Origin of the sequence: Ochrobactrum sp. AP1BH01-1, assembly GCF_018066705.1 — a bacterium.
In the GTDB taxonomy this organism is placed as follows: domain Bacteria; phylum Pseudomonadota; class Alphaproteobacteria; order Rhizobiales; family Rhizobiaceae; genus Brucella.
Genome location: NZ_JAGPOU010000001.1, coordinates 691,096 through 716,614 on the forward strand (window position 1 = coordinate 691,096; position 25,519 = coordinate 716,614).

The following is a 25,519-nucleotide window of genomic DNA, read 5'->3' on the forward strand; positions in this document are numbered from 1 at the left end:
AATATGAAAAAGACACTGGTTGCGGCGCTGGCCGCGCTTTCCATGGGGCTTTCCGCCCAGATGGCCTATGCGCTCGATAAGGTGACGCTCGGAACCAACTGGCTGGCGCAGGCCGGTCACGGCGGGTTCTATCAAGCGGTAGCCGATGGCACCTATGAAAAATACGGACTTGATGTGCAAATTGATATGGGAGGACCACAGGTCAACAACCGCCCGATGCTTGCCGCAGGCCGTCTTGACTTCCTGCTGACGGGAAACCTGCTTTTGTCGTTCAACAACGTCGCCAACGGCGTCCCGACAACGGTTGTTGCTGCTTTCTACCAGAAAGACCCGCAGGCACTGATGGTGCATGAAGGTCAGTACAAGGATTTCAAGGACCTTGCCAATGCGTCGACCGTGCTGATGGGCAAGGATGCGCAGTTTTCGTTCTGGCCGTGGCTGGTGAAGGAGTTCGGCTTCAAGGATGAGCAGCTCCGTCCCTATAATTACAGCCTCGCCCAGTTCCTCAACGACAAGAAAGTCGTGCAGCAGGCTTATGCGACCGCCGAACCGATTTACGCCGAAAAGGAAGGGGCAAAGGTCACGACTTATCTGCTTGCCGATTATGGCTACAGCACTTACGGCAACACGATAGAAACCCGCCAGGACCTGATCGAGAAGAACCCCGATCTGGTGCAGCGCTTCGTCAGCGCTTCGATCGAAGGCTGGACCAATTTCCTCTATGGCGACCGCAGCAAGGCCTATGATTTGATCCTGAAAGACAATCCGGACATGAGCAAGGAAACGCTCGATGCGGAACTGGAGCGGATCAAGGGCCTTCAGCTCATCGACAGCGGCGACACGCTTGAAAAGGGGATCGGTGCCATTTCGATGGATCGCGTCAAGGCGTTTTACGAACTCGCCCGCAAGGCAGGAATCGTCAGCGGCGACGAACTCGACATGAGCAAGGTTGCAACCGATGCCTTCGTAAACAAGGGCGCGGGCCTCGACATCAAGAAGAAGTGGGGCCAATAAGTCCCTCCTAATCGCGGCAGATATGGATGAACAATAGCGACGAGAATGAAGACGCCGAACTGACCGGACGAGACAAGGTTCTCGGACGCAGGCGGCGTATTCTCGGCGCAATCCGAGCTGCCGCGATCGACGAGTTTGCGGAGAAAGGCCTTGCGGGGGCGTCCACGCAGGGCATTGCACATCGTGCCGGCCTCACCAAGCCGCAACTGCACTACTATATCTCCAGCAAGGAAGAACTCTACGAGGATATCATCGTGTATATCCTTGACGAGTGGGAAGAAATTTTCCTCGGTGCCAATACCGAAAACGATCCGGCGAAGGTGATCCGGCAATATATCCGCGCCAAGCTCGAATATAGCCAGAAGAATCCCAAGGCTTCACGGCTTTTCACCACTGAAATCGCCAATGGTGCGCCATATCTGAGCCGCCATTGGAAAAAACACGTCTCTGCGACCCACAATGCAGTGAAGCTTATCCAGTCATGGGTGGACGACGGTCGCATCAAGCCTGTCGATCCGCTGCTGTTTCAGATGCATATATGGGCTGTCACCCAGCACTATGCCGACTTTGAAGCGCAGGTTCGCAGCATGATGGAACTCGACAAAGACGAGCCGCTTGATCTCGAACGGATCGAGAAGGAAGTTTCGGCGCTGTTTCTGCGGGCCTGCGGGCTGGAATAAAACATCTGTTGAGAGAGCTTCGTCAGCGTAACCCTTCAAGTTCAGCGATACGGGCGGCACTATCCTTTTCAAGCATTCTGGTCATTTCGCGAATGACCGTTTCTGCAAGCACAAAGATTGCAGCCGACGAATCCCAGGCCGACGGCACGGCTGTTCGCCCCGCCAGAACGTGCCGGGCCACGCGCGCAATCGGCGACAGCCACTGGTCGGTAACGAGAACAACCTCAACACCCCGCGACCGCGCCTTTTCGGCAAGTTGCAAAAGACTGTCCTGATAACGGCGAATATCAAAGACCACCAGAACGTCACGCTTGCCCATATCGAGAAGGCGGTCACGCCAGCCGCTCTCCTGCCCGCCAAGATGAAAGACGTGCGGGCGAATGACCGTCATGTGTGCGGCCATGTATTGCGCGATGGGATCGGTGAAACGTCCGCCAATCAGGTAGATATTTCCCTTAGCGCCGCTCAAGGCTGACACAGCCTGCCTTAACTGCTTCTCGCCCAGATGCCGGAAACTCTCGCGGATATTCTCCAGCGTATGCTCGACCGCCGGATAGGCGGTGTCCGTCCTGATCCCCGCCTGTTCATTGCGATGGTGCGGCGACTGCAATTGGGCGGCGAGTTCATCCTGTAACCGCGCCTGAAAATCGGGGTAGTTCTGAAATCCGAGCCTGTTTACAAAGCGAAGGATCGTCGGGGAGCTCACACCGGCCAGCGCGGAAAATTCCGCTACGGTTTTCAGTCCCAGGATCGGGTAATTGGCGATCAGTGTCTGCGCGGCGCTTCGCTCGCCCGCTGGCATCGTATCGATCCGCTCGTTGATCAGTTCCGCAACGCTTGCGTTCACCGACGCTGATTTTTCCATTCATTGGCTCTTTTTGAATTCGGCGAAATTGTGTTTGACAAATAATCATAGGACGTATCAAATAATCCGCAATAGCGCATAAACTGAAAAAACGTAACATAAGTTACAGCGCGGGGAACAAACGGAATGACGGACGAGCGAGAATATCGCACGGTTTCGTGCGAGCCTGTTTCTGTCTTCAACACGGATGGGGCGAGTCCCTATCTGCTTGTTTGTGAGCATGCATCCAATTTCGTTCCGGAACGTTTTGGTGAACTGGGCCTTGGCGCAGAGGCGTTGAAGGCGCATATCGCCTGGGACCCGGGCGCGGTCGAAGTTGCCAGGCATCTCGCATCATCGCTCGACGCATCTCTCATCGAAAGCCGTCTTTCGCGGCTCTTGATCGACTGCAACCGCCCGCTCGATGCGCCCGATCTCATTCCCGAACTCAGTGAGACAACCATCGTCCCGGGAAATCATGGGCTCGCGGCAGCAGAGCGCACAGCCCGTATCGATCTTTCACACCGCCCGTTCCACGGCTGTATCGAACAAACGATCGCGGCTCGAGCCAAGCGCGGCCAGCCTTCGTGGATTGTGACAGTTCATTCTTTCACGCCCGTTTATCGTGGCGTATCCCGGCCTTGGCAGATCGGCATCATCCATGACGAGGACGACCGGATCGCAAAGCCCCTCATCGCCGGATTGCGGGAGGACACAAGTCTCAATGTCGGCGTCAACGAACCCTATTCCCCGGCTGATCGGGTCTATTACACGCTGGAACGGCACGCCCGCCCGCGAAACGCGCCATGCGCAATGGTGGAGATTCGCAACGACGAAATAGCCAGTTCCCGGACGCAAACCGCGTGGGCGGAAAGGCTTGCAGGCATATTGAAGCATGTCGCGCAAACACTCGCCCACACGGAAAAGAAAGCCTGAAGGAGCCGGAAATGCCGAAGCCGATCAGACTGTTCGTCAAATATGTTGATGCATTGAATTATTATATCGGCCGCTTCGCGATGTATCTGTTCTTCGCGCTTGGCGCCTGTCTGCTTTATTCGACCTTTTCGCGCGTCGTCCTTGGCGTTCCGGTGAACTGGGTGCTTGAGATGTCCCAGTTTCTGCTCTCGGCCTATTATCTGCTCGGTGGCGCCTATGCCATGCAGCAGGGCGCGCATGTGCGCATGGATCTGTTCTTCGACCGTCTTCCCCCGCGCCGGAAGATGATCACGGATATGATCACGATCCTGTTCATCATCTTCTATCTCGGCGTGATGGTTGCGGGAGGCATTTCCTCGACCGGTTACGCCATCTCCTATGGCCAGAAAAACTACACGGCCTGGGCACCGCTCCTCTGGCCGATCAAACTTGTCATGACCGTAGGCATCTTTCTCCTGCTGCTGCAATGCGTCTCGAATTTCCTCAAGGACTGGGCGTCGTTCCGCGGGAAACCGATCAACACGATTGCAGGACCGGCAATTGAGGAAGGGCACCACATATGAGTTCGGAACTTATCACCCTCTTCATGTTCGCCACCATGATGGTGCTGCTCATGACAGGGCAGCGCGTCTTTGGCGTCATCGGTTTTGTCGGCTCGATTGCGGCTCTCCTTCTGTGGGGCAAAGGCTCCTTCGAGATGCCCTACAATGCCACCTTCGCGGTACTGAACTGGTATCCGCTCATCACCGTGCCTTTCTTCGTCTTCATGGGCTACATGCTGTCGGAATCCGGCATTGCCAGCAATCTCTACCGGATGTTCCATGTCTGGTTCGGCGGCATTCGCGGCGGTCTGGCGCTTGGCACCATCGGCCTGATGGTCATCATTTCGTGCATGAACGGGCTAAGCGTTGCAGGCATGGCCATCGGCGCAACAGTTGCCCTGCCCGAACTCCTGAAACGGCGCTACAATAAAATCATGGTGACAGGGGTCATTCAGGCGGGCAGTTCGCTCGGCATCCTTATTCCGCCCAGCGTGGTACTGGTTCTCTACGCCATGATCGCCCGCCAGCCAGTATTGCAGCTCTGGCTCGCCGGCATCGGCCCCGGCCTTCTCATGGCCGCGCTCTTCGCGATCTATATCTATATTCGTTGCCGCATCCAGCCAGAACTCGGTCCCACGCTGCCGCAAGAGGAGCTGGACAGCATCACATGGCGTGACCGTCTTGTCGCCCTGCGCGCAGGCATCCTCCCGCTTGTGGTGTTCGGTGTGATGATGGGATTATTTCTGACCGGTGTCACGAGCCTTGTGGAAAGCTCGGCCGTCGGCGCGCTGCTTGCCACCCTGGCGGCTCTCTTAACCGGGCGACTGTCGAAAAACGTATGGGAAACTTCGACGCGCAACAGTCTCACCGTTACCTGCATGTTCCTCTGGATCATTCTGGCAGCGCTGTGCTTTTCTTCTGTCTATGACGGCCTTGGAGCTGTCAAGGCGATTGAGAACATCTTGCTCGGCACCTTCGATCTGTCGCCGTGGACGATCCTCATATTGATGCTGCTTTCGTTCATCGTGCTCGGGATGTTCCTGGATGACACCGCCATGCTGGTCATCGTCGCACCATTATATATTCCGCTGGTGAAGAGCCTCGGCTTCAACGCCATCTGGTTCGGTGTGCTCTACACCATCACCTGCCAGATCGCCTATATAACACCGCCCTTCGGGTATAATCTCTTCATGATGCGGGCGCTTGCGCCGAAAGACATCACGATGATCGACATCTATCGTTCCATCGTACCTTTCTTCTTTCTCATGGTGCTGACCATCATCATACTGATGATCTTTCCCGAGATCGCGATGTGGTTGCCCAATTGGTACACGGGGCGATGATGGAACCTATGGTTGACTGCGCATAAGCCGGCGACAAGAGCCGGGAACGGCCGGGCCGGTACAAATAAAGGGTGAACTCAAACAGAGTGGGAGAATGGGCATGAGCGAGAATACCAAGCTAAACAAACGCGATTTTCTCAAGAAGGCCGGGCTGACGACCGTAGGCGCACTTGGCGCCAGCACACTTGCAACGCCCCATGTGAGGGCGCAGAGTCCGATCAAATGGCGGCTCCAGACCTATGCAGGTCCGGCCCTTGCCGAGCACGTCATCAAGCCGTCAATCGATGCTTTCAACAAGGCCGCCAATGGCGAGATGGTCATCGAACTATATACTGCCGATCAGCTTGTGCCCCAGGGCGAGCTTTTCCGCGCCGTGCAGTCCGGCACCATCGACGCGGCACAAAGCGACGACGACTCCATGGCGTCGCCGGTGGATATAGCGGTCTTCGGGGCATATTTCCCGTTTGCGTCGCGCTATAGTCTCGATGTGCCGGCGCTCTTCAACTGGTACGGTCTCAACGAAATCTGGGAAGAGGCCTATAAGGAAATTCCGGGTGTCACCTGGCTCAGTGCCGGATCGTGGGATCCGTGCAACTTCGCCACAACCAAGCCGATCCGCAGTCTGCAGGATCTGCAGGGACTGCGTGTCTTCACCTTCCCTACCGGCGGTCGTTTCCTCACCAAATTCGGCGTCGTTCCAGTAACTTTGCCGTGGGAAGACATTGAGGTGGCGATCCAGACCGGCGAACTGGACGGCGTGTGCTGGTCCGGCGCGACCGAGGTTTATACGGTCGGTTGGGCCGATATCAACAAATACTACCTCACCAATAATATCAGCGGCGCATGGGCTGGCTCCTATTTCGCCAACACGGAAAAGTGGGAGGCCGTGCCGGATCACCTCAAGCAGTTGTTCAGGCTGGCAATGGATAGTTCGCATTACTATCGCCAGCATTGGTACTGGTGGGGCGAAGCCCATTACCGCACGACAGGCGGCAAGCTGGAACTCACCAGCATCCCTGAAGCTGAATGGAAACAGGTGGAAGATGCGGCCATGCAGTTCTGGGACGAAATCGCCGCCAAGAGCGAGCGAACCGCCAAAGTCGTCGAAATCCTCAAGAAATACCAGAAGACCATGCGCGATGCCGGCGCACCATATCGTTATGCCTGACATATGCCTGACAAGGATGGCGCCGTGCATTCGCGCGGCGCCTCTCACTTCATCCTGTGGAGCAAAGCATTAAATGGCCGGACAATTAACACTTGATGCATTGAAGAAGGCGGTAGCGGAAGGCGAAATCGACACGGTTCTCGCCTGTTTCGTGGACATGCAGGGACGTTTGATCGGCAAACGATTTTACGGTCAGTTTTTCGTGGAGTCCGGTTATGAGGAAACCCACGGCTGCAATTATCTTCTCGCTGATGATATCGATATGGAGCCAGTGCCGGGCTATGAAGCCGCCGCCTGGGACAAGGGCTATGGCGATTTTGTCATCAAGCCGGACCTCTCCACTCTGCGCCTCGCTCCGTGGCTGGAAAAGACGGCCCTTGTGCTGTGTGATGTACTCGAACATCACGATCACCAGAATCTGGCGCATTCGCCGCGCGCAATCCTGAAGAAGCAGATCGCCCGCCTCGATGAGCGCGGCTATCGCGCGTATTTCGCGTCCGAGCTCGAATTCTATCTCTTCGACGAGACCTACAAGACCGCCCGCTCCAAGCGCTGGCAGGACATGGAAACGGCATCGCCCTATGTGCAGGATTATGTCATTCATCTCACCACCAAGGAAGAACCGGTCCTGCGCGCTATGCGCAACCAGCTGGCGGCGGCGGGCATTCCGGTTGAGAATTCAAAGGGCGAATGGGGGCCAGGGCAGGAAGAGCTGAATGTGCGCTATGCTGAAGCTCTCGAAATGGCAGACCGCCACGTCATCATGAAGAACGCCATGAAGGAAATCGCCGAGGCGCACGGCAAGTGCATCACTTTCATGGCGAAGTATGACTACAGCAAGGCCGGAAGCTCCAGCCACGTGCACAACTCCATCTGGAGCGCCGATGGCAAGGAGCCATTGTTCTTCGACCCGAAAGCCCCGTACACAATGACGCCGCTGATGCGTTCATGGGTGGCCGGACAGCTAAAATATGCCGCCGACTACACCTATTTCCTGGCCCCTTACATCAACTCCTACAAGCGTTTTCAGGCTGGCACCTTTGCACCCACGAAGATCATGTGGAGCCCGGACAACCGCACTGCGGGCTTCCGTCTTTGCGGCGAAGGCACGAAAGGCATCCGCATTGAATGCCGTATCGGTGGCGCGGACCTCAATCCCTACCTCGCCTTCGCGGCACTGATCGCCGCCGGGCTAAGAGGGATAGATGAACAGCTTGAACTGGAGGAACCATTCGTCGGAGATGCTTATAGCGCCGTGAAGCTGAAGGAAATTCCTTATACGCTGCGGGAAGCCGCGCAAGCTCTCAAGACCTCAGACTTCCTGAAGGAAGCGTTCGGAGAAGCGGTAGTCAACCACTATGTCCACACAGCGCATTGGGAACAGATCGAATATGACCGGCGCGTAACCGATTGGGAACTGCATCGCGGTTTCGAGCGCTACTGACCCTGACATAAAGCCAGACTTCAAAGGAAAATACAGATGAGCGGCACGGCCAAGATCATCTCTCCGATAGACGGCTCTGTTTATGCCGAGCGTCCTTTTCTGAATGGAACTGCAATCGCTTCGGTCGTGACCTCCGCCCGGGATGCGCAGGTTGACTGGGCTCAATTGAGCATCGCCGAACGCGCGCGTTATTGCCGTGCCGCACTTGACGCCCTTGCCGCCATGCAGGACGAAATCGTGCCCGAAATCGCATGGCAGATGGGACGACCAACCCGTTACGGCGGCGAAAATGGCGGTGTTCAGGAGCGCGGCCAATATATGATCGACATCGCCGAAGAAGCGCTGAGACCCTATGTTCCGGCTCAGAAAGACGGTTTCCGCCGGTATGTGAAGCATGTTCCGCTTGGGGTGGTCATGGTGATCGCGCCGTGGAACTATCCCTATCTTACCGCTGTCAACACGATCATTCCCGCGCTGATGGCGGGTAACAGCGTCATCCTGAAACATGCAACACAGACCCTTCTAGCCGGTGAACGCTTTGCAAAAGCGTTCGAAAAAGCTGGATTGCCCAAGGGCGTGTTCCAGAATGTCGTCCTCGATCACGCCTCAATGGAAAAACTGCTTTCATCCGGCACGATTGATCACGTGAATTTCACCGGTTCGGTTGGCGGCGGCCGCGCTATCGAGAGGGCTGCGGCAGGCACCTTCATGACATTGGGGCTCGAGCTTGGCGGGAAGGATCCTGCCTATGTTCTGCCCGATGCCAATCTGGATCATGCCGTCGGCAATCTTGTGGATGGGGCCTTCTTCAACTCCGGCCAGTGCTGCTGCGGCATTGAACGCATCTACGTTCACGAAGCCGTTTATGATCGTTTTGTGGACAGTTTCATTGACCTGACGAAACAATATGTCGTCGGCAATCCGCTGGACAGCTCCACCACGCTCGGGCCGATGGCGCAGGCACGTTTCGCTGACCTGATCCGCGAGCAGAAGGCCGAAGCCCTGCGCAAAGGCGCGAAAGCACATGTAAACATGCAGGTCGGGCAGGATGTCGCCGGTTCGCCATATATCGCGCCGGAAGTGCTCACCAATGTCGATCATCAGATGAGTGTCATGCGTGAGGAAAGTTTCGGCCCCATCGTCGGCATCATGAAGGTGCGCAACGATGAGGAGGCGCTGGCGCTGATGAATGATAGTATCTATGGCCTCACCGCCTCGCTCTGGGCCACCGATACAGATCATGCCGCGGCACTTGGCGACCGCATTGAAACGGGCACCGTGTTCATGAACCGGTGCGATTATCTCGATCCGGCGCTTGTCTGGACCGGCGTCAAGGATACCGGCAAGGGCGCTGCCCTTTCTCCCATCGGCTATGGCAATCTTACGCGGCCGAAATCCTTCCACCTGCGTGAAACAATCTGATCCCGCGCTGCAATTCTGGAAAGCAATCGACATGACTAGTTTGACCGCCAAATGGAATTTCCCTACCACGGTCCTGTTCGGACCGGGCCGTATCAAGGAACTGCCAGCCGTTCTCAAAGCGGCTGGTATCCAGAATCCGCTCTTCGTGACCGATCCCGGCTTGGCAAAGCTTCCTGTGGTCGCTTCCACGCTGACGATCCTGAACGAAGGAAGCGTCAAACATGCGGTCTTTTCCGATGTGAAGCCCAATCCAGTCGAAAGCAACCTTTATGCGGGCGTGAAAGTGTTCAAGGATGGCGGCCATGATGGTGTCATCGCCTTCGGCGGCGGCTCGGCGCTCGATCTCGGCAAGCTGATTGCCTTTCAGGCCGGGCAGAGCCGTCCGGTTTGGGATTTCGAGGATATCGGCGACTGGTGGACCCGGGCTGATAGCGCCGCCATCGCACCGATCATCGCCGTGCCGACCACGGCGGGAACCGGCTCCGAGGTTGGCCGCGCGGGCGTTCTGACCAATGAGGCGACACATACCAAGAAAGTCATTTTTCATCCCAAGACGCTGCCCGTCACGGTCATCGCCGATCCAGAACTTTCCACCGGAATGCCGCCCTTCATCACTGCCGGTACAGGCATGGATGCGCTGGCGCACTGCCTTGAAGCTTATTGCGCGCCGGGGTTCCATCCGATGGCCGATGGCATAGCGGTGGAAGGTATTCGGCTGGTTTTCGAAAACCTTCCAAAGGCTTACGCCGATGGGCACAATATCGAAGCCCGTGCCAACATGATGGCAGCTGCGGCCATGGGTGCAACGGCCTTCCAGAAAGGTCTGGGCGCAATCCACTCCCTCTCCCATCCGATCGGGGCTCTCTACGATACACATCACGGCATGACCAATGCGGTTTTCATGCCTTACATACTGCTTCAGAACCGGTCCGCCATCGAAACGCGTATCGAAAGGCTCGCCGATTATCTCGGTATCAAGGGCGGGTTCGATGGCTTCCTGGCGGCCATTATGAAACTGCGCAGCGACCTCGGTGTACCCAACACGCTGTCCCAATTCATCAAGGGGCTCGACATGGACGACGCCCGCAAAGAACTGATTGCCGAAATGGCAATCGTAGATCCAACTGCCGGTGGCAACCCGATTGAACTGACAAAAGAACGCGCGTTGAAGTTGCTAAATGCCGCACTCGAGGGTAAAGTCTGAAACGCTAAATTTAGGCTTGGCAAAAAGCCACAAGAGGTAAGCATCGCACCACCTATGGCGGGGGGCGATGCATTGGGGGAGCGGGTTCTTGGGGAGGAGCCCGCTCCTCTTCATTTCCTGAATGTCTTTTATAGAAATTGGGAACAATTCTATATTTCAATCGTTTACCCTCGTCGTCTAATACGGAGGGTTGCACGTGAATATCTTTAAACAGACTTGTGTCGGGGCATTGGCCGTGATTTTCGGAGCAACATCGGTTGCACCTACAATGGCCGCTCCTATGAATCTGGAGCGCCCCGTCATCAATCACAATGTAGAACAGGTCCGCGATCATCGCCGTCCGCCGCGTCATTATCGTGGCCATCGGCCTAACCGACCCGGATACTGGCACGGCCATCGCGGCTATCGGCATTATCGCCACGGTTATCGTCGCCACAGCGATGGATGGTGGTATCCCCTGGCGGCATTCGGCGCTGGCGCCATCATTGGCGGTGCAATAAACCAGCCCCGCCCTGTTTATCGCGCGCCAAGACTATCTAGCGCACATGTGCAGTGGTGCTATAACCGCTATAGGTCCTATCGCTCCTCGGATAACACATTCCAGCCCTATAATGGGCCGCGCAAACAGTGCTATTCGCCTTATTATCGCGGATAATTGGAAGAGCGCCCACAAGGGCGCTTTTTTCATTCACGTTGCGTCACGCGGAACCGAAATGTGATGAATTTTTAAGTTTCATTCCGGCGCAAGCGCTGGACGCCTCTCCAAAACAGGACTAAGCAAGCCCGCGTCATATCAATGTCGCGGGCAAATTTTCTGAGTTCTTGCCTTTCTGCGATCCGCAAAATAACAGTCAGAACACGTTATTGGAAGAAATGCGCTGATTTTCTCCATGACCGGTTCCGTCCGAAGCCGAAGGGCGCTCTTTAACTGACCGCATTGCGCGAATGGAAGCCGCATGTCGGCATAACTTCGAGTTTGAAAATGTCGCATAGCGCCGCCGCAAGCCCCACTCCCACGAATGCGCAACGTCTGGCGATGACCGCCCTGATCATTGGTGGCATCGCTATTGGCAGTTCGCCGATTTTTGTCCGGCTTTCCGAGGTGGGCCCGCTCGCAACCGGCTTCTGGCGTCTCGCGCTTGCCGTTTTACCACTTCTGTTCATGGATAACCGCGAACGGCGTGACGAGAAGGATGCCGCGCCACTCACCCTATCCGATTGTCTGCGCCTCGCCCTGCCCGGACTGTTCATCGCTTTCGATCTGGGTGCGTGGCACCTATCGCTGCACATGACATCCGTCGCCAATGCAACCCTGCTTGCCAATATGGCCCCTATTTTCGTGACAATCGGTGCATGGCTGCTTTTCAAGTCGCGCGTGAGCAATTCCTTCGTGGTCGGACTTGCCGTCGCGATCATCGGCGTCGTGGTGCTGAAAGGCGGACCGGGCGAGCTTCTCCAATCCCGGTCCTCCGGCGACGCGATGGCGCTTCTGGCCGCGGTCTTTTATGCCGGTTACATACTTTCAGTGGGCCGCTTGAGAAGCCGCTTCTCCACGATGCGCATCATGTTGTGGAGCAGCGCTATTGCCGCCGTGTTTTCATTGCCAATCGCCTATTTCATGGAAGGCCAGATACTACCGGCGACGTTTTATGGCTGGCTTATCCTCGCCGGGCTTGCATGGGTAACCCACGCAGCCGGCCAGAGCATGATCGCCTATGCCCTGGCCTATCTTCCCGCATCGTTCTCGTCGCTGACCTTGCTTCTGCAACCCGTTGTCGCGGCGTTTCTCGCCTGGACAATCTTGTCAGAACCCATCGGCCTGCTGCAGGCTCTCGGCGGCATCATCGTGATCTCAGGCATCCTGATTGCCCGTAGAGGGTAGAATAAGAAAAGCCCCGGTTGCCCGGGGCTTTATGCTGGTACCAATTATTCAGCCAGCCATTCCTTGATGCGATCCGGATGATCCGCGATATATTTGTCGACGGCCTTTTCATAGGACGTTTCCTGTGCATCGAACATTGCAGCTTCAAGCTCGCTGATCGGAAGGCTCATTTTCGTGAGCAGCGACGCAACTTTCGGATTCTCTTCCTTGAAGCCCTTGCGCGCAACGGCATCGATATGTTCCGCGCCGCCAAGCGCACCTTCAGGATCGGCGATATAACGCAGCTTGTACTTGCCGAACATCCAGTGTGGGCTCCACGAAGTCGCCACGAACCAGCCATCCGAACGCGTGGCGCGGTCGACGGTGGTGAGCATGGCTGCTTCACTCGAAATATTGAGTTTGTAGTCCAACCCGTACTTCTTGATCGCTTCCTGCGACAGACGGGTAAGGCCGGCACCCGGATCAATACCCTGAATCTCGCCCTTCAGCTTCTCACGAACTTCCGGCTTCTTCAGGTCCTCAATGGAACTGATTTCGCTTTCCGGAATGTACGCCGGAACAATCCAGCCAAGCTTCGCACCTTCATAGAGCGGGCCGAGGTTTTCGACCTTGCCTTCAATGCGCTTGTAGTAATCAGCGTGGGTTTCCGGCAGCCAGGCCATCATCATGGCATCAATATCGCCACGGCTCACGCCCTGATAGAGTGGGGCCACGTCTGTCTGAACCAGCTCGACCTTCTGGCCGAGATTGTCTTCGATCAGCTTCTTGGCAAGTTTTGTGACGAATTCAGCATCCGACCATGGGGCCCAGCCGATTTTAACCGGCTTGCTGTCCTGCGCGAATGCTGCGCCCATGGTCATCGTTCCCGCCACAACTGCCGCCAGACCGAATTTGGTTAGTTTGCCTAACATAGCTTCTCCTTTTCGATTGGTATCAGTTCCCATTGTTATTCTTGGTTATTTTTGCTTGCGTCATGCTTCCTGCTTGCGAAAGGACGAGGCGGACTGGGTGTCCGCCGCCTTCCTTAGCGATGCGAGCCTTTTGAAAAATCCGGTGCCCCCCTTGCCGAAGCTCTGGGTAATGCGGTCGAGAATGACCGCCAGAATGACCACAGCAAGGCCGCCTTCAAAACCGAGGCCCACGTTGAGGCGCTGAATGCCGGTCAAAACCGTATTGCCAAGACCGCCTGCGCCGATCATGGATGCAATGACCACCATGGACAGCGACAGCATGATCGTCTGGTTGATGCCGGCCATGATCGAGGGCATGGCATTCGGAAGCTGCACCTTGAATAGCAACTGCCGCGACGTACAGCCGAAGGCAAGTCCCGCTTCAACGAACTCCGAATGCACCTGCCGGATACCGAGATTGGTAAGACGCACGACCGGCGGCATGGCGAAGATCACCGTCGCAATTGTCCCTGGCACGGCACCAAGGCCGAAAAACATTGCTGCCGGAATGAGATAGACGAAAGCGGGCATCGTTTGCATGAGGTCGAGGACCGGGCGCACGATCGAAGCAATCGTGTCACTGCGGGCCATCGCGATACCAAGAGGGATGCCAATTACGACAGCAATAACCGTCGATGCCAGCACGAGAGAAAGGCTTTCCATCGTACCAGTCCACAAATCCATGTGGATGATGAGGCCCAGCGCAAGAGCCGTGAAAATCGCAAATTTCCACCCCACGCGCCACAGCGATAGCAATGTCAGAATTGCAACCCCGCCGATCGGCGGCACAGCAAGAAGAGCATTCTGGATACTGTCGGTAACAAAACCGATAGTGGCTGCGATCATATCGAGCGCGGGCGTAAAGTGGTCGAGAATGTAGTTGACCACAACATCCGCCCATCCGCCGACACTGAAATTCAAATCCATGTTTTACCGTCCATTTCCGTATTTCTTCTGGATTGGACCCATTCTGCCCGTTTCAGGCAAAAGTCCGTTGGCGTGCAGGTCTCAACCCGCGCGGCCAAGCGTTTCGAGCAATGCCGATTTACTGATGGCACCGACGTAGCGGTTCTGGCTGTCAGTGACCGGAACCGGCCAGGGGCTTTCCGCCACCTTGGTCAACAAACCGGAGAGCGGCGCTTCCGCCTCGATGGCAGAAACACTATCAAGTCTCTCGGTCCCTTGCACTGCAGCACCCTTCGCCAGCGCATCACGGCTGACCATACCCCGATAGGTGCGGTCGGCGTCGATCAGAACACCGAATGCCTTCCCGCTTGCGTCGAACCGTTCAAGCGCTGTAGCCAGCTGTTCAGGTTCGAAGACGATCAGTTCGTCCTCGCGCGCCACGTCCGCGGCCTTGAAAACGCGGGACACATCGACATTGCGAAAGAAGGAACGGACGTAATCGTTGGCAGGCGCGGAAACGATTTCGTTCGGCGTCCCCACCTGCACAACCTTGCCGTGCTGCATGATGCAGATACGGTCGCCGATGCGCATGGCTTCGTCCAGATCATGGCTGACGAAAATGATCGTCCGGCTGTGTTCAGCCTGAAGCCGCTTCAACTCGTCCTGCATTTCGGTGCGGATCAGCGGATCAAGCGCAGAAAAAGCCTCGTCCATCAGAAGAATGGTGGGCTCGCTCGCCAGCGCACGTGCCAGTCCGACACGCTGTTTCATGCCACCGGAAAGTTGGTCCGGCATGCTGTGAGCATATGGCTCCAGCCCAACGGCAGCCAGCGCCTTCAGTGCTTTCTGGTGCCGCTCCGCCTCGCCCATTCCGGCCACTTCAAGACCGAACGAAGCGTTGTTCAGAACCGAACGATTGGGCAGGAGCGCGAAGGATTGAAACACCATGCTCATGTCGCGACGGCGAAGATCGATCAACTCGCGCTTGGTCATTTTGACGATATCGCGGCCATCCACTTCGATGGAACCGGCGGTCGGTTCGATCAGGCGATTGAGCAGACGCAGAAGCGTGGATTTGCCCGAACCGGAGAGCCCCATAATAACGAATACTTCACCTTCATAGATATCGAAGGTCGCATTGTCGACGCCGATTGTTGCGCCGAGTTCGCTGTGTATCTGGGTTTTTGATTTACCTGCGCGCAACTCTTGCATTGCACGCTCCGGATCATCGCCGAAGACCTTAAAAACGCCTTTCAAGCTTATTTTAGTCTCAGCCGGCGACTTCATACTTTCTTCCTTGTATAAAATACCATGCATTAAGTTTAACCCCGCTGTGCTGGCGGACTTAATCTCCTTTTTATTAATGATAGAACTTCATTCCAATGCAACTTGCTCGCAAGGAATCTGCGCTCCGCGAACGGCACGCACGGAATGATTATCGATAGATTTCCTGATTCTATATAGGTCATTTCCCGACATGTCCACCCACAGCCGTGAATTCATCTGAATGATCCGTCCGGCAACCGTCCCCTTGAATGTTTTTTTGAAGGGTCGCACGACGAATTTTGAGGACTGCTCGACGCTGCTCAAAGCAGGAGGCAATCGACCAGCTTGAAAGCAATAGTAGTCCTGTTCCAATCAATTACCGGAACGGCCTGCGACAAATATGCAATCAGCTGCGACATCATGCGAATTAGTATTATTCAGCATAAAAACGACTATAATTGCAGAAAAAAAGTGGGATTATACTGCGAACCCTGGCTATCTAGTCTATACATAAAAACGGCGCAGATCGAGCAATCCGCGCCGTGTGAGACAGGTCGGATAGGACCGATATTTCAGCGATAAGCCATATATCCAACAAAGCCGGTGATCTTCCAGCGCGCACCTTCGCGACGGCAGAAATACAGCGTCTGCCAGTTGAGGCGGTCGACGGAGCCGTCCTTTCTTGCAATCGTTCCATCGAATTTTTTCCGTGCGACAGCGACGTCGCCGGTAATATCGATCACGCTCAGATTGGTCGCGCGGAAGATGCCTTCGGCCAGAGATTCGGCATATTCGACCGCCGCACTTTCCGCCGCCTGCCGCAGCCATTCATCGCGATAACTTGCGAGCGTGGGAAATCCTGCATCCCATTTGTCGGGATCACGGTCATTATGTGCATGTATGCCGAGGAAGCGCATCTCATCGAAATCATCGGCCACCAGGGACCAGTCCTGCGATACGAAAGCTTCGATATCGCGCCGCACGAGCATTTCCCAAATCTGCTCGCGGTCCTTGTCGCCTGCAAAGGGATTGGCCGCAGCCTTCATGCTATCCTCCTGATTATCTTAACTTTCCACGTGCGGCGACCGGCAGGATATCGACGACATCCTCGCCCGAAACAATATGGACCTCGTCAAAGAGATTGGAAACGACGCATACGTGATCAGGAATGATCCGCACGCGCTCGCCAACCTTCAGGTCAGCGACATCGCCGGTCAGCTTGCCGTGCTCCTCACTCAAACCGATCACACGGGCGTCGGGGCGTCCCATCACTTCACCAAAGTCGCTCAGCCCAAGTGTATCGCTGGACAGCGCCTTGGACCCGGCATCGATGATGGCCCGTCCGGAGGTCGGATGGCTGACGACTGTTGAAAGCACCGTAAAAGCGCAGTCATTCACTGTCGCAGCCCCCTTCTCGACCTGATAACGGTCGAAATAGATATAGGTGCCGGGACGATATTCGGTGACGACACTGTCACTGGGCTTGCGCCACATATCGGGCGTGCCGCCGCTCGAAATGGTTTCGCATTGGAGGCCGTTTGCAGCAAGCAGTTCGCGGGCCGAATAAAGCCATTGTTCAGCCTCATCCGGCTTACCCGCTGCGGGGTAGGTCATTAGACCGCCAAAACGCAGCCCCGCACTCTGATCGATAACTCGCGCCAGCTCCAATGCTTCGGCAGGTGTCTGTACACCACAACGTCCCATCCCGGTATCGCATTCGACCAGCACTTTCAGCGGATGTTTTTCATCAGTGAAGCGCGACGCCAGACCTGCGAGGGAGGTTGGGTTATCGACCGTAACCGACAGTGTGATGCGCTGATGCAGCGCGTGCAGGCGGTCGAGCTTTTCCCGCCCAAGAATATTGTAGGGCAGGAAAATATCCGTCAGCCCGGCATCAGCCATGACTTCCGCCTCGCCGAGCTTCTGGCAGGTGATGCCCGCTGCGCCTGCTTCCACCTGCATTTTGGCAAAGAGCGGCAGCTTGTGCGTCTTGATATGCGGCCGCAGTTTCACTCCTGTCGCATCCGCGTGGGCCTGCGCCTCGGCAATATTCGCTTTCACGCGATCAATGTCGATGAGGATCGCAGGCGTATCCACGTCGTGAATGGTTTTCGGTCCGGTCATGAATCAATCTCCCAGCGGCAGGCGCGGATCATCTATGGTCAGTGTATTGAGGCTATGCTTGATGCGACGCAGGCTTTCCAGCACCTTCGGCCCGCGCGCCTCCGCCGTGGCCGTGGCGATCATGTCCAGAATTGCGAGCAGCGCGAAGCGCGACGAGGTCGGCTTGTAGATATTGCCGTCTTCATTGGCGTGATAGGGAATGAGCACGTCCGCCGCCTTGGCGAGATCGGAACCGGCAGGCGTGATCGCCACCGTCTGCGCCCCATATTGCCGCGCAACCAGCACGGCCTCCACCACAGAACGCGCAAAGCCGGAAACGGAAAAAGCGATTACCGTGGTCTCATGCGTGGTGACGGCGGCATACATGCGCTGCAACTGCCCATCCACCTGCGCGCTGACTGAAATGCCTAGGCGGAACAAGCGGTTCTGCATTTCTGTTGCCAGCATGGACGAGATACCGCCAGAGCCAAAGCAAAGGACAGGTCCACCAGCGGCAAGCCGTTCGGCCACTTTCATCAGCACGCCCATATCGAGCCCGTCGCTTGCGCGCTGGATGGCGGCAACCGCCGCATCGGTCACAGCGGCCGCGATACGGCTTTCACGCACATCGCGGGCGGGAATTTCAGCGGTCAGATACTGACCGCCGATGGCGAGGGCCTGCGCCAGAAAAAACTTGAAATCGCGAACACCATCGCAGCCGAGCGCTCGGCAAAAACGCGTCACAGTGGGCTCACTGACTCCGGCTCTGGCCGCAATTTCCGAGATAGCCGCCTTGGAAGCGTAATCGGGATCAGCCAGCACGAGCGCAGCCAGCCGCCGGTCGGATTTCGACCCGTCCTGCGCCACGACGTGCAGCCGCGTGATAATGTCGGCAACCTTGCTCATGGGAAGTTCAAAGCGGCAGACCGCTATCCTTGTCGAAAAGGTGTATGTGTTCGCTCTTTGCAGTTACAGGCACTTGCTCGCCGGGCGCAAGATGTATGCGCTCGCGAAACACAGCTCGTATGGGCTGCCCTGCAATCCGTCCATAAATATGCGTTTCTGGTCCCGTCGGCTCAATAACTTCCACGGTAAGCCTCAGCCCCTTGCCATCCCGCGCGACCGTAAAATTTTCAGGCCGAATGCCAGCTTCCGCCTGTCGGTTATCAGACGATCCCGTAGCAACGGCGATTTCTTCGCCCTCCCCGGTACGGAATATGCCTCCCGACACTGTTCCCGGAATGAAGCTCATGGACGGTGAGCCGATAAAGCTCGCGACGAACTTGTTGGCCGGGCCATCATAAAGATCCAACGGCGCGCCGATCTGCTGAATCTTGCCCTGGTTCATGACAACGATCCGGTCAGCCATCGTCATGGCCTCGATCTGGTCATGGGTGACGTAGATCACGGTTGTTTTCAGGCGCTGATGGAGCGCCTTGATCTCGGTGCGCATCTGTACGCGCAATTGCGCGTCGAGATTGGAAAGTGGCTCGTCGAACAGAAACACCGCCGGTTCGCGGACAATGGCGCGCCCCATGGCGACGCGCTGGCGCTGCCCGCCCGAAAGCTGGCGTGGATAGCGATCGAGATAGGAATGGAGGTTGAGGATGGAAGCGGCCTTGTCCACCTTCGCGGCTGTTTCTTCCGATCTCTCGCCGCGAATGCGCGGCCCAAAGCCAATGTTTTCACGCGCCGTCATATGCGGAAACAGCGCATAGGATTGAAACACCATCGCGATATTGCGCTTTTGCGGCGGCAACTCGTTGGCCCGTTCCCCACCGATCAGGAGATCGCCGCCGGAAATAGGTTCAAGGCCAGCCACCATCCGCAGAAGCGTGGATTTTCCGCAGCCCGAAGGACCTACCAGCACAAGGAATTCCCCGCTTTGAATATCGAGGTTAACCTGGTCGAGGACGGTCAATTGCCCGAAGGTTTTGGTGATGCCGCGCAGCGAAACTTCTTTCATCGGTCAGTTTCCTCCGAGAATATCTTCGATGAAAGGACGGCAGCCTGCTGTCAGCCCCGCATCGACCGGGAGGATCGCGCCGGTAATCCCCGATGCGCGGTCGGAAGCCAGAAATGCTACCGTTTCCGCCACTTCTCGGGTGTCAACGATACGCCCCAGAGGATAGAAGCGCTGCAGGCGATCCAGTACACTCGCATCCTGCGCGATACGATGATCCCATGCCGGCGTTCGTATCGACCCCGGACAGACGACATTGGCGCGCACACCCCTTCTTCCAAACTCAACCGCAATCGCGCGCGCAAAAGCATTGATCCCTGCCTTTGCCGCTGCATAGGCGGGGTTTCCGAAATGCGAGAGACCGTTGACCGACGAGATGAAGACAAAAACACCGTGTCCCCGCGCTGCCATGGCCTGCGCCATGACATTGGAGAATCCCGCAACCGCAGTCAGGTTGAGGTCGATCTCAGCGTCAATATTGCCCTGATCCAGCCCGGCGAAGGTCTCGGCGCGGGTCCAGCCCGCATTGTTGATGACAATATCCGGCAGGCCCGATTCCGCTATGATCCGTCTTGCAGCCGGCTCCAGCCCGCCGTGATCGAGCAAATCGAAGGCGTGACGCGCATGGAAGCCGTCACCTGCCATTGCCTCGAGCGTCGCATCGCAACCGATCACGTGGGCGCCGCGTTCGGAAAACAGTTTGACCAGCGCGCTTCCCACACCGCCACCTGCCCCGGTAACCAGCACCGATCTTCCGGCAAATTCGCCTGCTTGCTCCACGCTATTCCCCTTTTATGCGGCAGTTTCTGCATTTTTATTCCCGTCAGCGTAAGAGTCAAAATGTAAGTTTGCAACAAAACTTTTCGCTTGAAACTACCAATAATGCCGATAATGTAAGAAAATAACAAAAATAGATTGTCACCGCACCAATGCGGGGCAAAACAAGGGAACGGGAAAATGTCTATCTACAAATGGAAGGCCGGCCTTCTGGCCGGATTGAGCATTCTGGCGCTGTCGTCGGTTGCAAATGCAGGCGAAGTGCGCATGACCGTCGCGGAATACAGCTCCAAGACCGGTCCTTATTTCGAAGAGGTCAAAAAGGCATTTGAAGCCGCCAATCCCGGCATCACGCTCAATTTTGAAGTCGTGCCGTGGGACGTGCTCCTGCAGAAGCTGACCACCGACATTTCAGCAGGCACCAATGCAGACCTTTCGATCATCGGCACACGCTGGCTGATTGATTTCGTGCAGCAGGGCATCGCAGAACCGCTCGACGGTTACATGAATGACGAGTTCAAGGGCCGGTTCATCGAGACTTTCCTGTCGCCATCCGTCCTTGAGGGCAAGACCTATGGCTTGCCGATCGCGGCCTCTGCCCGCGCCATGTATTACAACAAGGATCTGCTCACAAAGGCAGGCGTCGAAAACCCGCCCGCGACCTGGGACGAACTGAAAGCAGCAGCCACCAAGATCAAGGCGCTCGGCGGAGAGAATTACGGTTTCGGCCTGCAAGGCAAGGAAATCGAGACCGACGTTTATTATTACTATGCCATGTGGTCCTATGGGACCGAAATCCTCAACAATGACGGCACGTCGGGCCTCAGCACACCCGGCGCGCTTGAAGCCGCCAAACTTTACAAGTCGCTGATCGATGACGGCCTGACCCAGCCCGGCGTCACTTCCTATGCGCGCGAGGATGTGCAGAACCTGTTCAAGCAGGGCAAGGTCGGCATGATGATTACCGCGCCTTTCCTTTCCAACCAGATCAAGGAGGAAGCGCCGAACCTCAAATACGGTGTTGCGGCCATTCCTGCCGGACCGACAGGCGCGCGCGGAACCTACGGCGTGACCGATTCCGTCATCATGTTCCAGAATTCCAAAAACAAGGAGGAAGCCTGGAAGGTGCTCGACTTCCTGTTCCAGACAGAATGGCGCGCCAAATTCACACAAGGTGAAGGCTTCCTGCCGGTCAACAAGGAAGAGGCGAAGATGGATTATTACGTCAATAATGCCGATCTTGCCGCTTTCACCGCACTTCTGCCGGATGCCCGTTTTGCGCCCATCATTCCGGGCTGGGAAGAAATTGCCGACATCACCTCCAACGCCATGCAGAGCATCTATCTCGGCAAGGGCGAACCCGATGCCGTGCTGAAGGATGCCGCAGCCAAGGCGGATGCGATCCTTCAGAAGTAAGCTCCCCGCCTGCCCGGCAGTGCCCCCGCTCTGCCGGGCTCTTTTCTTCCCCAGGACATTGTTTGCCGATGCAAAGCCGCACCCTGCCCTATCTTCTGATCCTGCCGAGCCTCCTTCTGGCTGCGGTGGTGATCTTCTGGCCCGTGGTGCACCTGGTTGAAATTGCCAGCCACGACGTCAACCGCTTCGGGCAGCTGCGTGATTTCAACGACGGCGCAAACTTCACTGCGCTTTTCGCAACGCCCGACTTCCTAAACGCACTCTGGCGCACCGCAGTATGGACCGTCGCCGTGGTTGGCGGAGCGCTGATCGTTTCCATTCCGGTCGCAATCATTCTCAACATGGATTTCTATGGCCGGTCAGTGGCCCGCGTCATCGTCATGCTGCCTTGGGCCGTTTCACTCACCATGACAGCCATCGTCTGGCGCTGGGCGCTCAATGGCGAAAGCGGAATGCTCAATTCCGCACTGCGCAATCTCGGCCTCATCGACAGTAATATTCAATGGCTGGCGAGTGCGGCAACGGCCTTTCCGATGCAGGTTCTGGTCGGCATTCTGGTCACCGTGCCGTTCACCACGACGATCTTTCTCGGCGGACTATCCTCCATCCCGGAGGATCTCTACGAAGCCTCGTCCCTTGAAGGCGCCAGCCTGTGGCAGCAGTTCCGGGAAATCACCTTTCCGCTCCTCAAGCCCTTCGTGAACATCGCCATCGTGCTGAATACCATCTACGTCTTCAATTCATTCCCGATCATCTGGGTCATGACGCAGGGCGGACCGGCCAACTCCACCGACATTCTGGTGACACATCTCTACAAGCTCGCTTTCCGGCTGGGCAAGCTCGGCGAGGCCTCGGCGGTGTCGCTCATCATGCTGGCGATACTCCTCGTCTTCACGGCGATCTATATTCGCCTCGCCATGCGGGGAGAACGCGCATGACGGGTTCAAAGCTGAAGCGCACGATCGTCGCCTGGGCAGTTCTGTCACCACTTATCGTACTGACGCTGTTTCCCTTTTCGGTGATGTTCCTCACGGCCGTCAAACCGCCGCAGGAAGTCCTGTCTCCAACGTGGTGGCCGAGCAGCTTCCACTGGCAGAATTTTTCGGAAATGTGGGTCCAGACCAAATTCGGGCAAGCGCTTCTGAACTCGCTTTACGTTTCGGTCATTGCTTCCGTTGGCGCAATCATCGTGTCCATTCCTGCCGCCTATGCCATGTCACGCTTTCGCTTTGCAGGCCATGGCGCATTCCGGCAATTCCTGCTCGTCTCCCAGATGATCTCGCCGATTGTTCTGGTGCTGGGTCTTTTCCGGCTGCTCGCCGCCTATGGTTTGATTGAAAGCGTGTCTGCCGTCGGTGCGGTCTATATGGCCTTCAATATCGCCTTCACCGTCTGGATGCTGCAAAGCTATTTCGACACGATACCCCGTGATCTTGAAGAAGCCTCGTGGATGGAAGGGGCTGGCCGCGGCAAGACACTGATAAAAGTGTTCCTGCCGCTTTGCCTGCCTGCCATCGCCGTGACCGCCATTTTCACCTTCATCAACGCATGGAACGAATTCGTCGTGGCGTTGACCATGCTGCGCAGGCAGGAAAGCTATACCCTGCCCATTCAGGTCTTCTCGCTGGTGGCGGGACGCTACACCGTCGAATGGCACTATGTCATGGCGGCAACCTTCCTCGCCACGCTGCCGGTCGCAATCCTCTTCATCTGGCTCCAGCGCTATCTCATCAAGGGACTTGCTCTTGGAGCCGTCAAATAACCGGAGAAAATCATGTCCCGAAAACAGGTCTTCGGCGCATCGCATGTGCCTCTTTCCCCCGCCGTCCGCGCAGGCGACACTGTCTATGTTTCCGGTCAGGTGCCTGTTGGAGCAGACGGCCAGATCGTTGAAGGCGGCATCGAAGCGCAGACGAAACAGGTGCTTGAAAACGTCAAGGCCGCACTCGCGCTTGCAGGCGCGACCATGGAGGACGTGGTCAAGACCACCATCTGGCTGGAAGATGCACGGGATTTCGGGCGCAGGAATGCAGTCTATGCCACCTATTTTCCGAAAGAACCTCCGGCACGCACCACGGTCGAATCCCGCCTGATGATCGACATAAAGATCGAAGTCGAAGCCATCGCCTACGCACCGCTAAAGTAATCCCCACTCCCGCAGGCCATTTCCATGCGCATTTTCACCGCATCCCTTGCGACAGAAACCAACACGTTTTCGCCGGTTCCAACCGACCGGGCTTCGTTCGAAATGGCTTTCTACGCAGCACCCGGCAAGCATCCGGAAACACCGACGCTTTGCTCTTCTCCCATTGTGGCATTGCGCAAGCGCGCGGCGGCGGAAGGATTGACAGTCATCGAAGGCACAGCCACCTGGGCAGAACCTGGCGGCTTGTTGCAGCGTCAGGCATTCGAGGAATTGCGTGACGAAATCCTTGATCAGCTCAAGGCGGCAATGCCTGTCGATGCAGTTGTTCTCGGCCTGCACGGCGCCATGGTCGCACAGGGTTATGACGATTGCGAGGGCGATCTTCTGGAGCGCGTGCGTGCCATTGTCGGGCCGGATATTCTAATCGCAAGTGAGTTCGATCCGCATAGCCATCTGACGCCGAAGCGGGTCGAAAACCTCAATATTTTCGCGTCGTTCCTCGAATTTCCTCATACGGATTTCTACGAACGCGGTGAGCATGTGGTCGATCTTGCGCTGGATGCCCTGAAAGGCCGCATCAAGCCGGTGATCTCGACTTTCGACTGCCGAATGATCGGCGTATATCCGACAAGCAAGGAGCCGATGCGTTCCTTCATCGACCGTATCAAGGCGATGCAGGGCAAGGATGGCATTCTGTCGATTTCAGTTATTCATGGCTTCATGGCCGCCGATGTGCCGGAAATGGGGACCCGTATTCTCGTCGTCACCGATAATGACCCGGACAAGGGCACCGCCCTTGCGGAAAAACTGGGACGCGAGCTGATTTCCATGCGCGAGCAGACGCTGATGACCATGTTCGACACCGATCAGGGCATCGACCGGGCGCTGGTTACCCATACGGCCACCCCCTCGAAACCGGCAGTAATCGCCGATGTGTGGGACAATCCCGGGGGCGGCGTTGCAGGCGACGGAACCTATATCCTTCGCCGCCTGATCGAACGCGGCGTCGACAATATCGGCATCGCCACCATCTGGGACCCCATCGCTGTGACATTCTGCCATGCGGCTGGCGAAGGCGCGATGATCGATCTGCGTTTCGGCGGAAAATCCGGACCGCTTGGCGGCGAACCTATCGATGCGCGTGTGACGGTCCTGAAAGTCCTGGCAGAAGGCTGGCAGAGTTTCGGGCCAAGCCGCGTGACGCTTGGACCTTCGGCGGTTGTGCGGATTGAAGGTACCGGGATCGACATCATTCTCAACACCAACCGGACGCAGACATTCGAGCCGGACATCTTCTCGAATATGGGCATCGACCCGATGAAGAAGGATATATTGGTGGTCAAATCCACCAATCATTTCCATGCGGGCTTCGTGCCGATCGCTGCCGAAATTATCTATGTCGCGGCACCCAGTTCCTATCCGAGCAATCCACGCACCACCAATTACCGCAAGCTCAGCCGCGCGATCTGGCCGCGTGTCGAAAACCCGTGGTGAACAAATGAAAAAAGCGCGG

The 25,519-nt window shown here is 56.6% G+C and carries 25 protein-coding genes; 16 read left to right on the plus strand and 9 right to left on the minus strand.

The window, feature by feature from the left end; genetic code table 11:
- The first annotated feature begins 3 nt into the window (after positions 1-3).
- Both J9800_RS03105 and J9800_RS03110 read left to right on the plus strand, forming a co-directional pair.
- Positions 4-1,014, plus strand: coding sequence for an ABC transporter substrate-binding protein (locus tag J9800_RS03105; protein ID WP_114214745.1), 1,011 nt, complete (start codon positions 4-6; stop codon positions 1,012-1,014).
- A 26-nt stretch (positions 1,015-1,040) separates the two neighbouring features.
- Complete coding sequence (locus J9800_RS03110) at positions 1,041-1,694, plus strand: TetR family transcriptional regulator C-terminal domain-containing protein (RefSeq protein WP_112587273.1); 654 nt, start codon at positions 1,041-1,043, stop codon at positions 1,692-1,694.
- A 22-nt stretch (positions 1,695-1,716) separates the two neighbouring features.
- Here the strand turns inward: J9800_RS03110 and J9800_RS03115 are convergent, their stop codons facing one another.
- Positions 1,717-2,559, minus strand: a complete 843-nt coding sequence (locus tag J9800_RS03115; RefSeq protein WP_114214744.1) for a MurR/RpiR family transcriptional regulator — start codon at positions 2,557-2,559, stop codon at positions 1,717-1,719.
- 126 nt (positions 2,560-2,685) lie between these two features.
- Here J9800_RS03115 and J9800_RS03120 point away from each other — a divergent pair, with 126 nt between their 5' ends.
- The 9 genes from J9800_RS03120 to J9800_RS03160 all read left to right on the plus strand — a co-directional run bounded on the left by J9800_RS03120 (position 2,686) and on the right by J9800_RS03160 (position 12,479).
- The gene (locus tag J9800_RS03120) at positions 2,686-3,474 is read left to right on the plus strand and encodes an N-formylglutamate amidohydrolase (RefSeq protein WP_114214743.1); all 789 of its coding nucleotides are present in this window, start codon (positions 2,686-2,688) and stop codon (positions 3,472-3,474) included.
- A gap of 11 nt (positions 3,475-3,485) precedes the next feature.
- Entirely contained in the window at positions 3,486-4,037 is a 552-nt protein-coding gene (locus J9800_RS03125; RefSeq protein WP_114214742.1) for a TRAP transporter small permease subunit, read from the plus strand.
- A complete protein-coding gene (locus tag J9800_RS03130) occupies positions 4,034-5,359 on the plus strand; it encodes a TRAP transporter large permease (RefSeq protein ID WP_114214741.1) in 1,326 nt (441 codons plus the stop codon). Before J9800_RS03125 ends, J9800_RS03130 begins: the two co-directional genes overlap by 4 nt.
- Positions 5,360-5,459: 100 nt before the next feature.
- Positions 5,460-6,527, plus strand: coding sequence for a TRAP transporter substrate-binding protein (locus tag J9800_RS03135; RefSeq protein WP_114214740.1), 1,068 nt, complete (start codon positions 5,460-5,462; stop codon positions 6,525-6,527).
- Positions 6,528-6,600: 73 nt separating this feature from the next.
- On the plus strand, positions 6,601-7,971 hold the full coding sequence (locus J9800_RS03140) for a glutamine synthetase family protein (protein WP_114214739.1): 1,371 nt from the start codon (positions 6,601-6,603) through the stop codon (positions 7,969-7,971).
- Positions 7,972-8,007: 36 nt separating this feature from the next.
- Positions 8,008-9,393, plus strand: coding sequence for an aldehyde dehydrogenase family protein (locus tag J9800_RS03145; RefSeq protein ID WP_114214738.1), 1,386 nt, complete (start codon positions 8,008-8,010; stop codon positions 9,391-9,393).
- 31 nt (positions 9,394-9,424) lie between these two features.
- Complete coding sequence (locus J9800_RS03150; RefSeq protein ID WP_210845449.1) at positions 9,425-10,597, plus strand: iron-containing alcohol dehydrogenase; 1,173 nt, start codon at positions 9,425-9,427, stop codon at positions 10,595-10,597.
- Positions 10,598-10,793: 196 nt separating this feature from the next.
- Positions 10,794-11,252 carry a BA14K family protein gene (locus J9800_RS03155; protein WP_114214736.1) on the plus strand — a complete coding sequence of 153 codons (459 nt, stop codon included), beginning with the start codon at positions 10,794-10,796 and terminating at the stop codon, positions 11,250-11,252.
- A 327-nt stretch (positions 11,253-11,579) separates the two neighbouring features.
- Positions 11,580-12,479, plus strand: coding sequence for a DMT family transporter (locus J9800_RS03160; RefSeq protein ID WP_114214735.1), 900 nt, complete (start codon positions 11,580-11,582; stop codon positions 12,477-12,479).
- Between the two features lie 44 nt (positions 12,480-12,523).
- Here the strand turns inward: J9800_RS03160 and J9800_RS03165 are convergent, their stop codons facing one another.
- The 8 genes from J9800_RS03165 to J9800_RS03200 all read right to left on the minus strand — a co-directional run bounded on the left by J9800_RS03165 (position 12,524) and on the right by J9800_RS03200 (position 20,447).
- Positions 12,524-13,390, minus strand: coding sequence for a glycine betaine ABC transporter substrate-binding protein (locus tag J9800_RS03165; RefSeq protein ID WP_114214734.1), 867 nt, complete (start codon positions 13,388-13,390; stop codon positions 12,524-12,526).
- Between the two features lie 60 nt (positions 13,391-13,450).
- A complete protein-coding gene (locus J9800_RS03170) occupies positions 13,451-14,356 on the minus strand; it encodes an ABC transporter permease (protein ID WP_114214733.1) in 906 nt (301 codons plus the stop codon).
- Between the two features lie 81 nt (positions 14,357-14,437).
- Positions 14,438-15,622: a glycine betaine/L-proline ABC transporter ATP-binding protein ProV gene (proV, locus tag J9800_RS03175; RefSeq protein WP_114214732.1), complete on the minus strand. Its 1,185-nt coding sequence runs from the start codon at positions 15,620-15,622 to the stop codon at positions 14,438-14,440.
- Between the two features lie 551 nt (positions 15,623-16,173).
- Positions 16,174-16,647, minus strand: coding sequence for a hypothetical protein (locus tag J9800_RS03180; protein ID WP_114214731.1), 474 nt, complete (start codon positions 16,645-16,647; stop codon positions 16,174-16,176).
- A gap of 13 nt (positions 16,648-16,660) precedes the next feature.
- Positions 16,661-17,725: a D-TA family PLP-dependent enzyme gene (locus J9800_RS03185; protein ID WP_114214730.1), complete on the minus strand. Its 1,065-nt coding sequence runs from the start codon at positions 17,723-17,725 to the stop codon at positions 16,661-16,663.
- Positions 17,726-17,728: 3 nt separating this feature from the next.
- Entirely contained in the window at positions 17,729-18,610 is an 882-nt protein-coding gene (locus J9800_RS03190; RefSeq protein ID WP_114214729.1) for a MurR/RpiR family transcriptional regulator, read from the minus strand.
- A 7-nt stretch (positions 18,611-18,617) separates the two neighbouring features.
- Positions 18,618-19,670, minus strand: coding sequence for an ABC transporter ATP-binding protein (locus J9800_RS03195; protein WP_114214728.1), 1,053 nt, complete (start codon positions 19,668-19,670; stop codon positions 18,618-18,620).
- 3 nt (positions 19,671-19,673) lie between these two features.
- Entirely contained in the window at positions 19,674-20,447 is a 774-nt protein-coding gene (locus tag J9800_RS03200) for an SDR family oxidoreductase (RefSeq protein ID WP_114214727.1), read from the minus strand.
- Positions 20,448-20,624: 177 nt separating this feature from the next.
- On the opposite strand from J9800_RS03200, the gene J9800_RS03205 reads away from it, so the two are divergent.
- From J9800_RS03205 to J9800_RS03225, 5 genes are all read left to right on the plus strand, one after another.
- Positions 20,625-21,860, plus strand: coding sequence for an ABC transporter substrate-binding protein (locus J9800_RS03205; RefSeq protein WP_114214726.1), 1,236 nt, complete (start codon positions 20,625-20,627; stop codon positions 21,858-21,860).
- Between the two features lie 68 nt (positions 21,861-21,928).
- Positions 21,929-22,798, plus strand: a complete 870-nt coding sequence (locus tag J9800_RS03210; RefSeq protein ID WP_112587233.1) for a carbohydrate ABC transporter permease — start codon at positions 21,929-21,931, stop codon at positions 22,796-22,798.
- A complete protein-coding gene (locus J9800_RS03215; RefSeq protein WP_114214725.1) occupies positions 22,795-23,622 on the plus strand; it encodes a carbohydrate ABC transporter permease in 828 nt (275 codons plus the stop codon). Before J9800_RS03210 ends, J9800_RS03215 begins: the two co-directional genes overlap by 4 nt.
- A 12-nt stretch (positions 23,623-23,634) precedes the next feature.
- Entirely contained in the window at positions 23,635-24,006 is a 372-nt protein-coding gene (locus J9800_RS03220; protein WP_114214724.1) for a RidA family protein, read from the plus strand.
- A gap of 24 nt (positions 24,007-24,030) precedes the next feature.
- Positions 24,031-25,500 (plus strand): M81 family metallopeptidase, encoded by a 1,470-nt coding sequence (locus J9800_RS03225; RefSeq protein WP_114214723.1) that lies wholly within the window; start codon positions 24,031-24,033, stop codon positions 25,498-25,500.
- Positions 25,501-25,519: the final 19 nt, after the last annotated feature.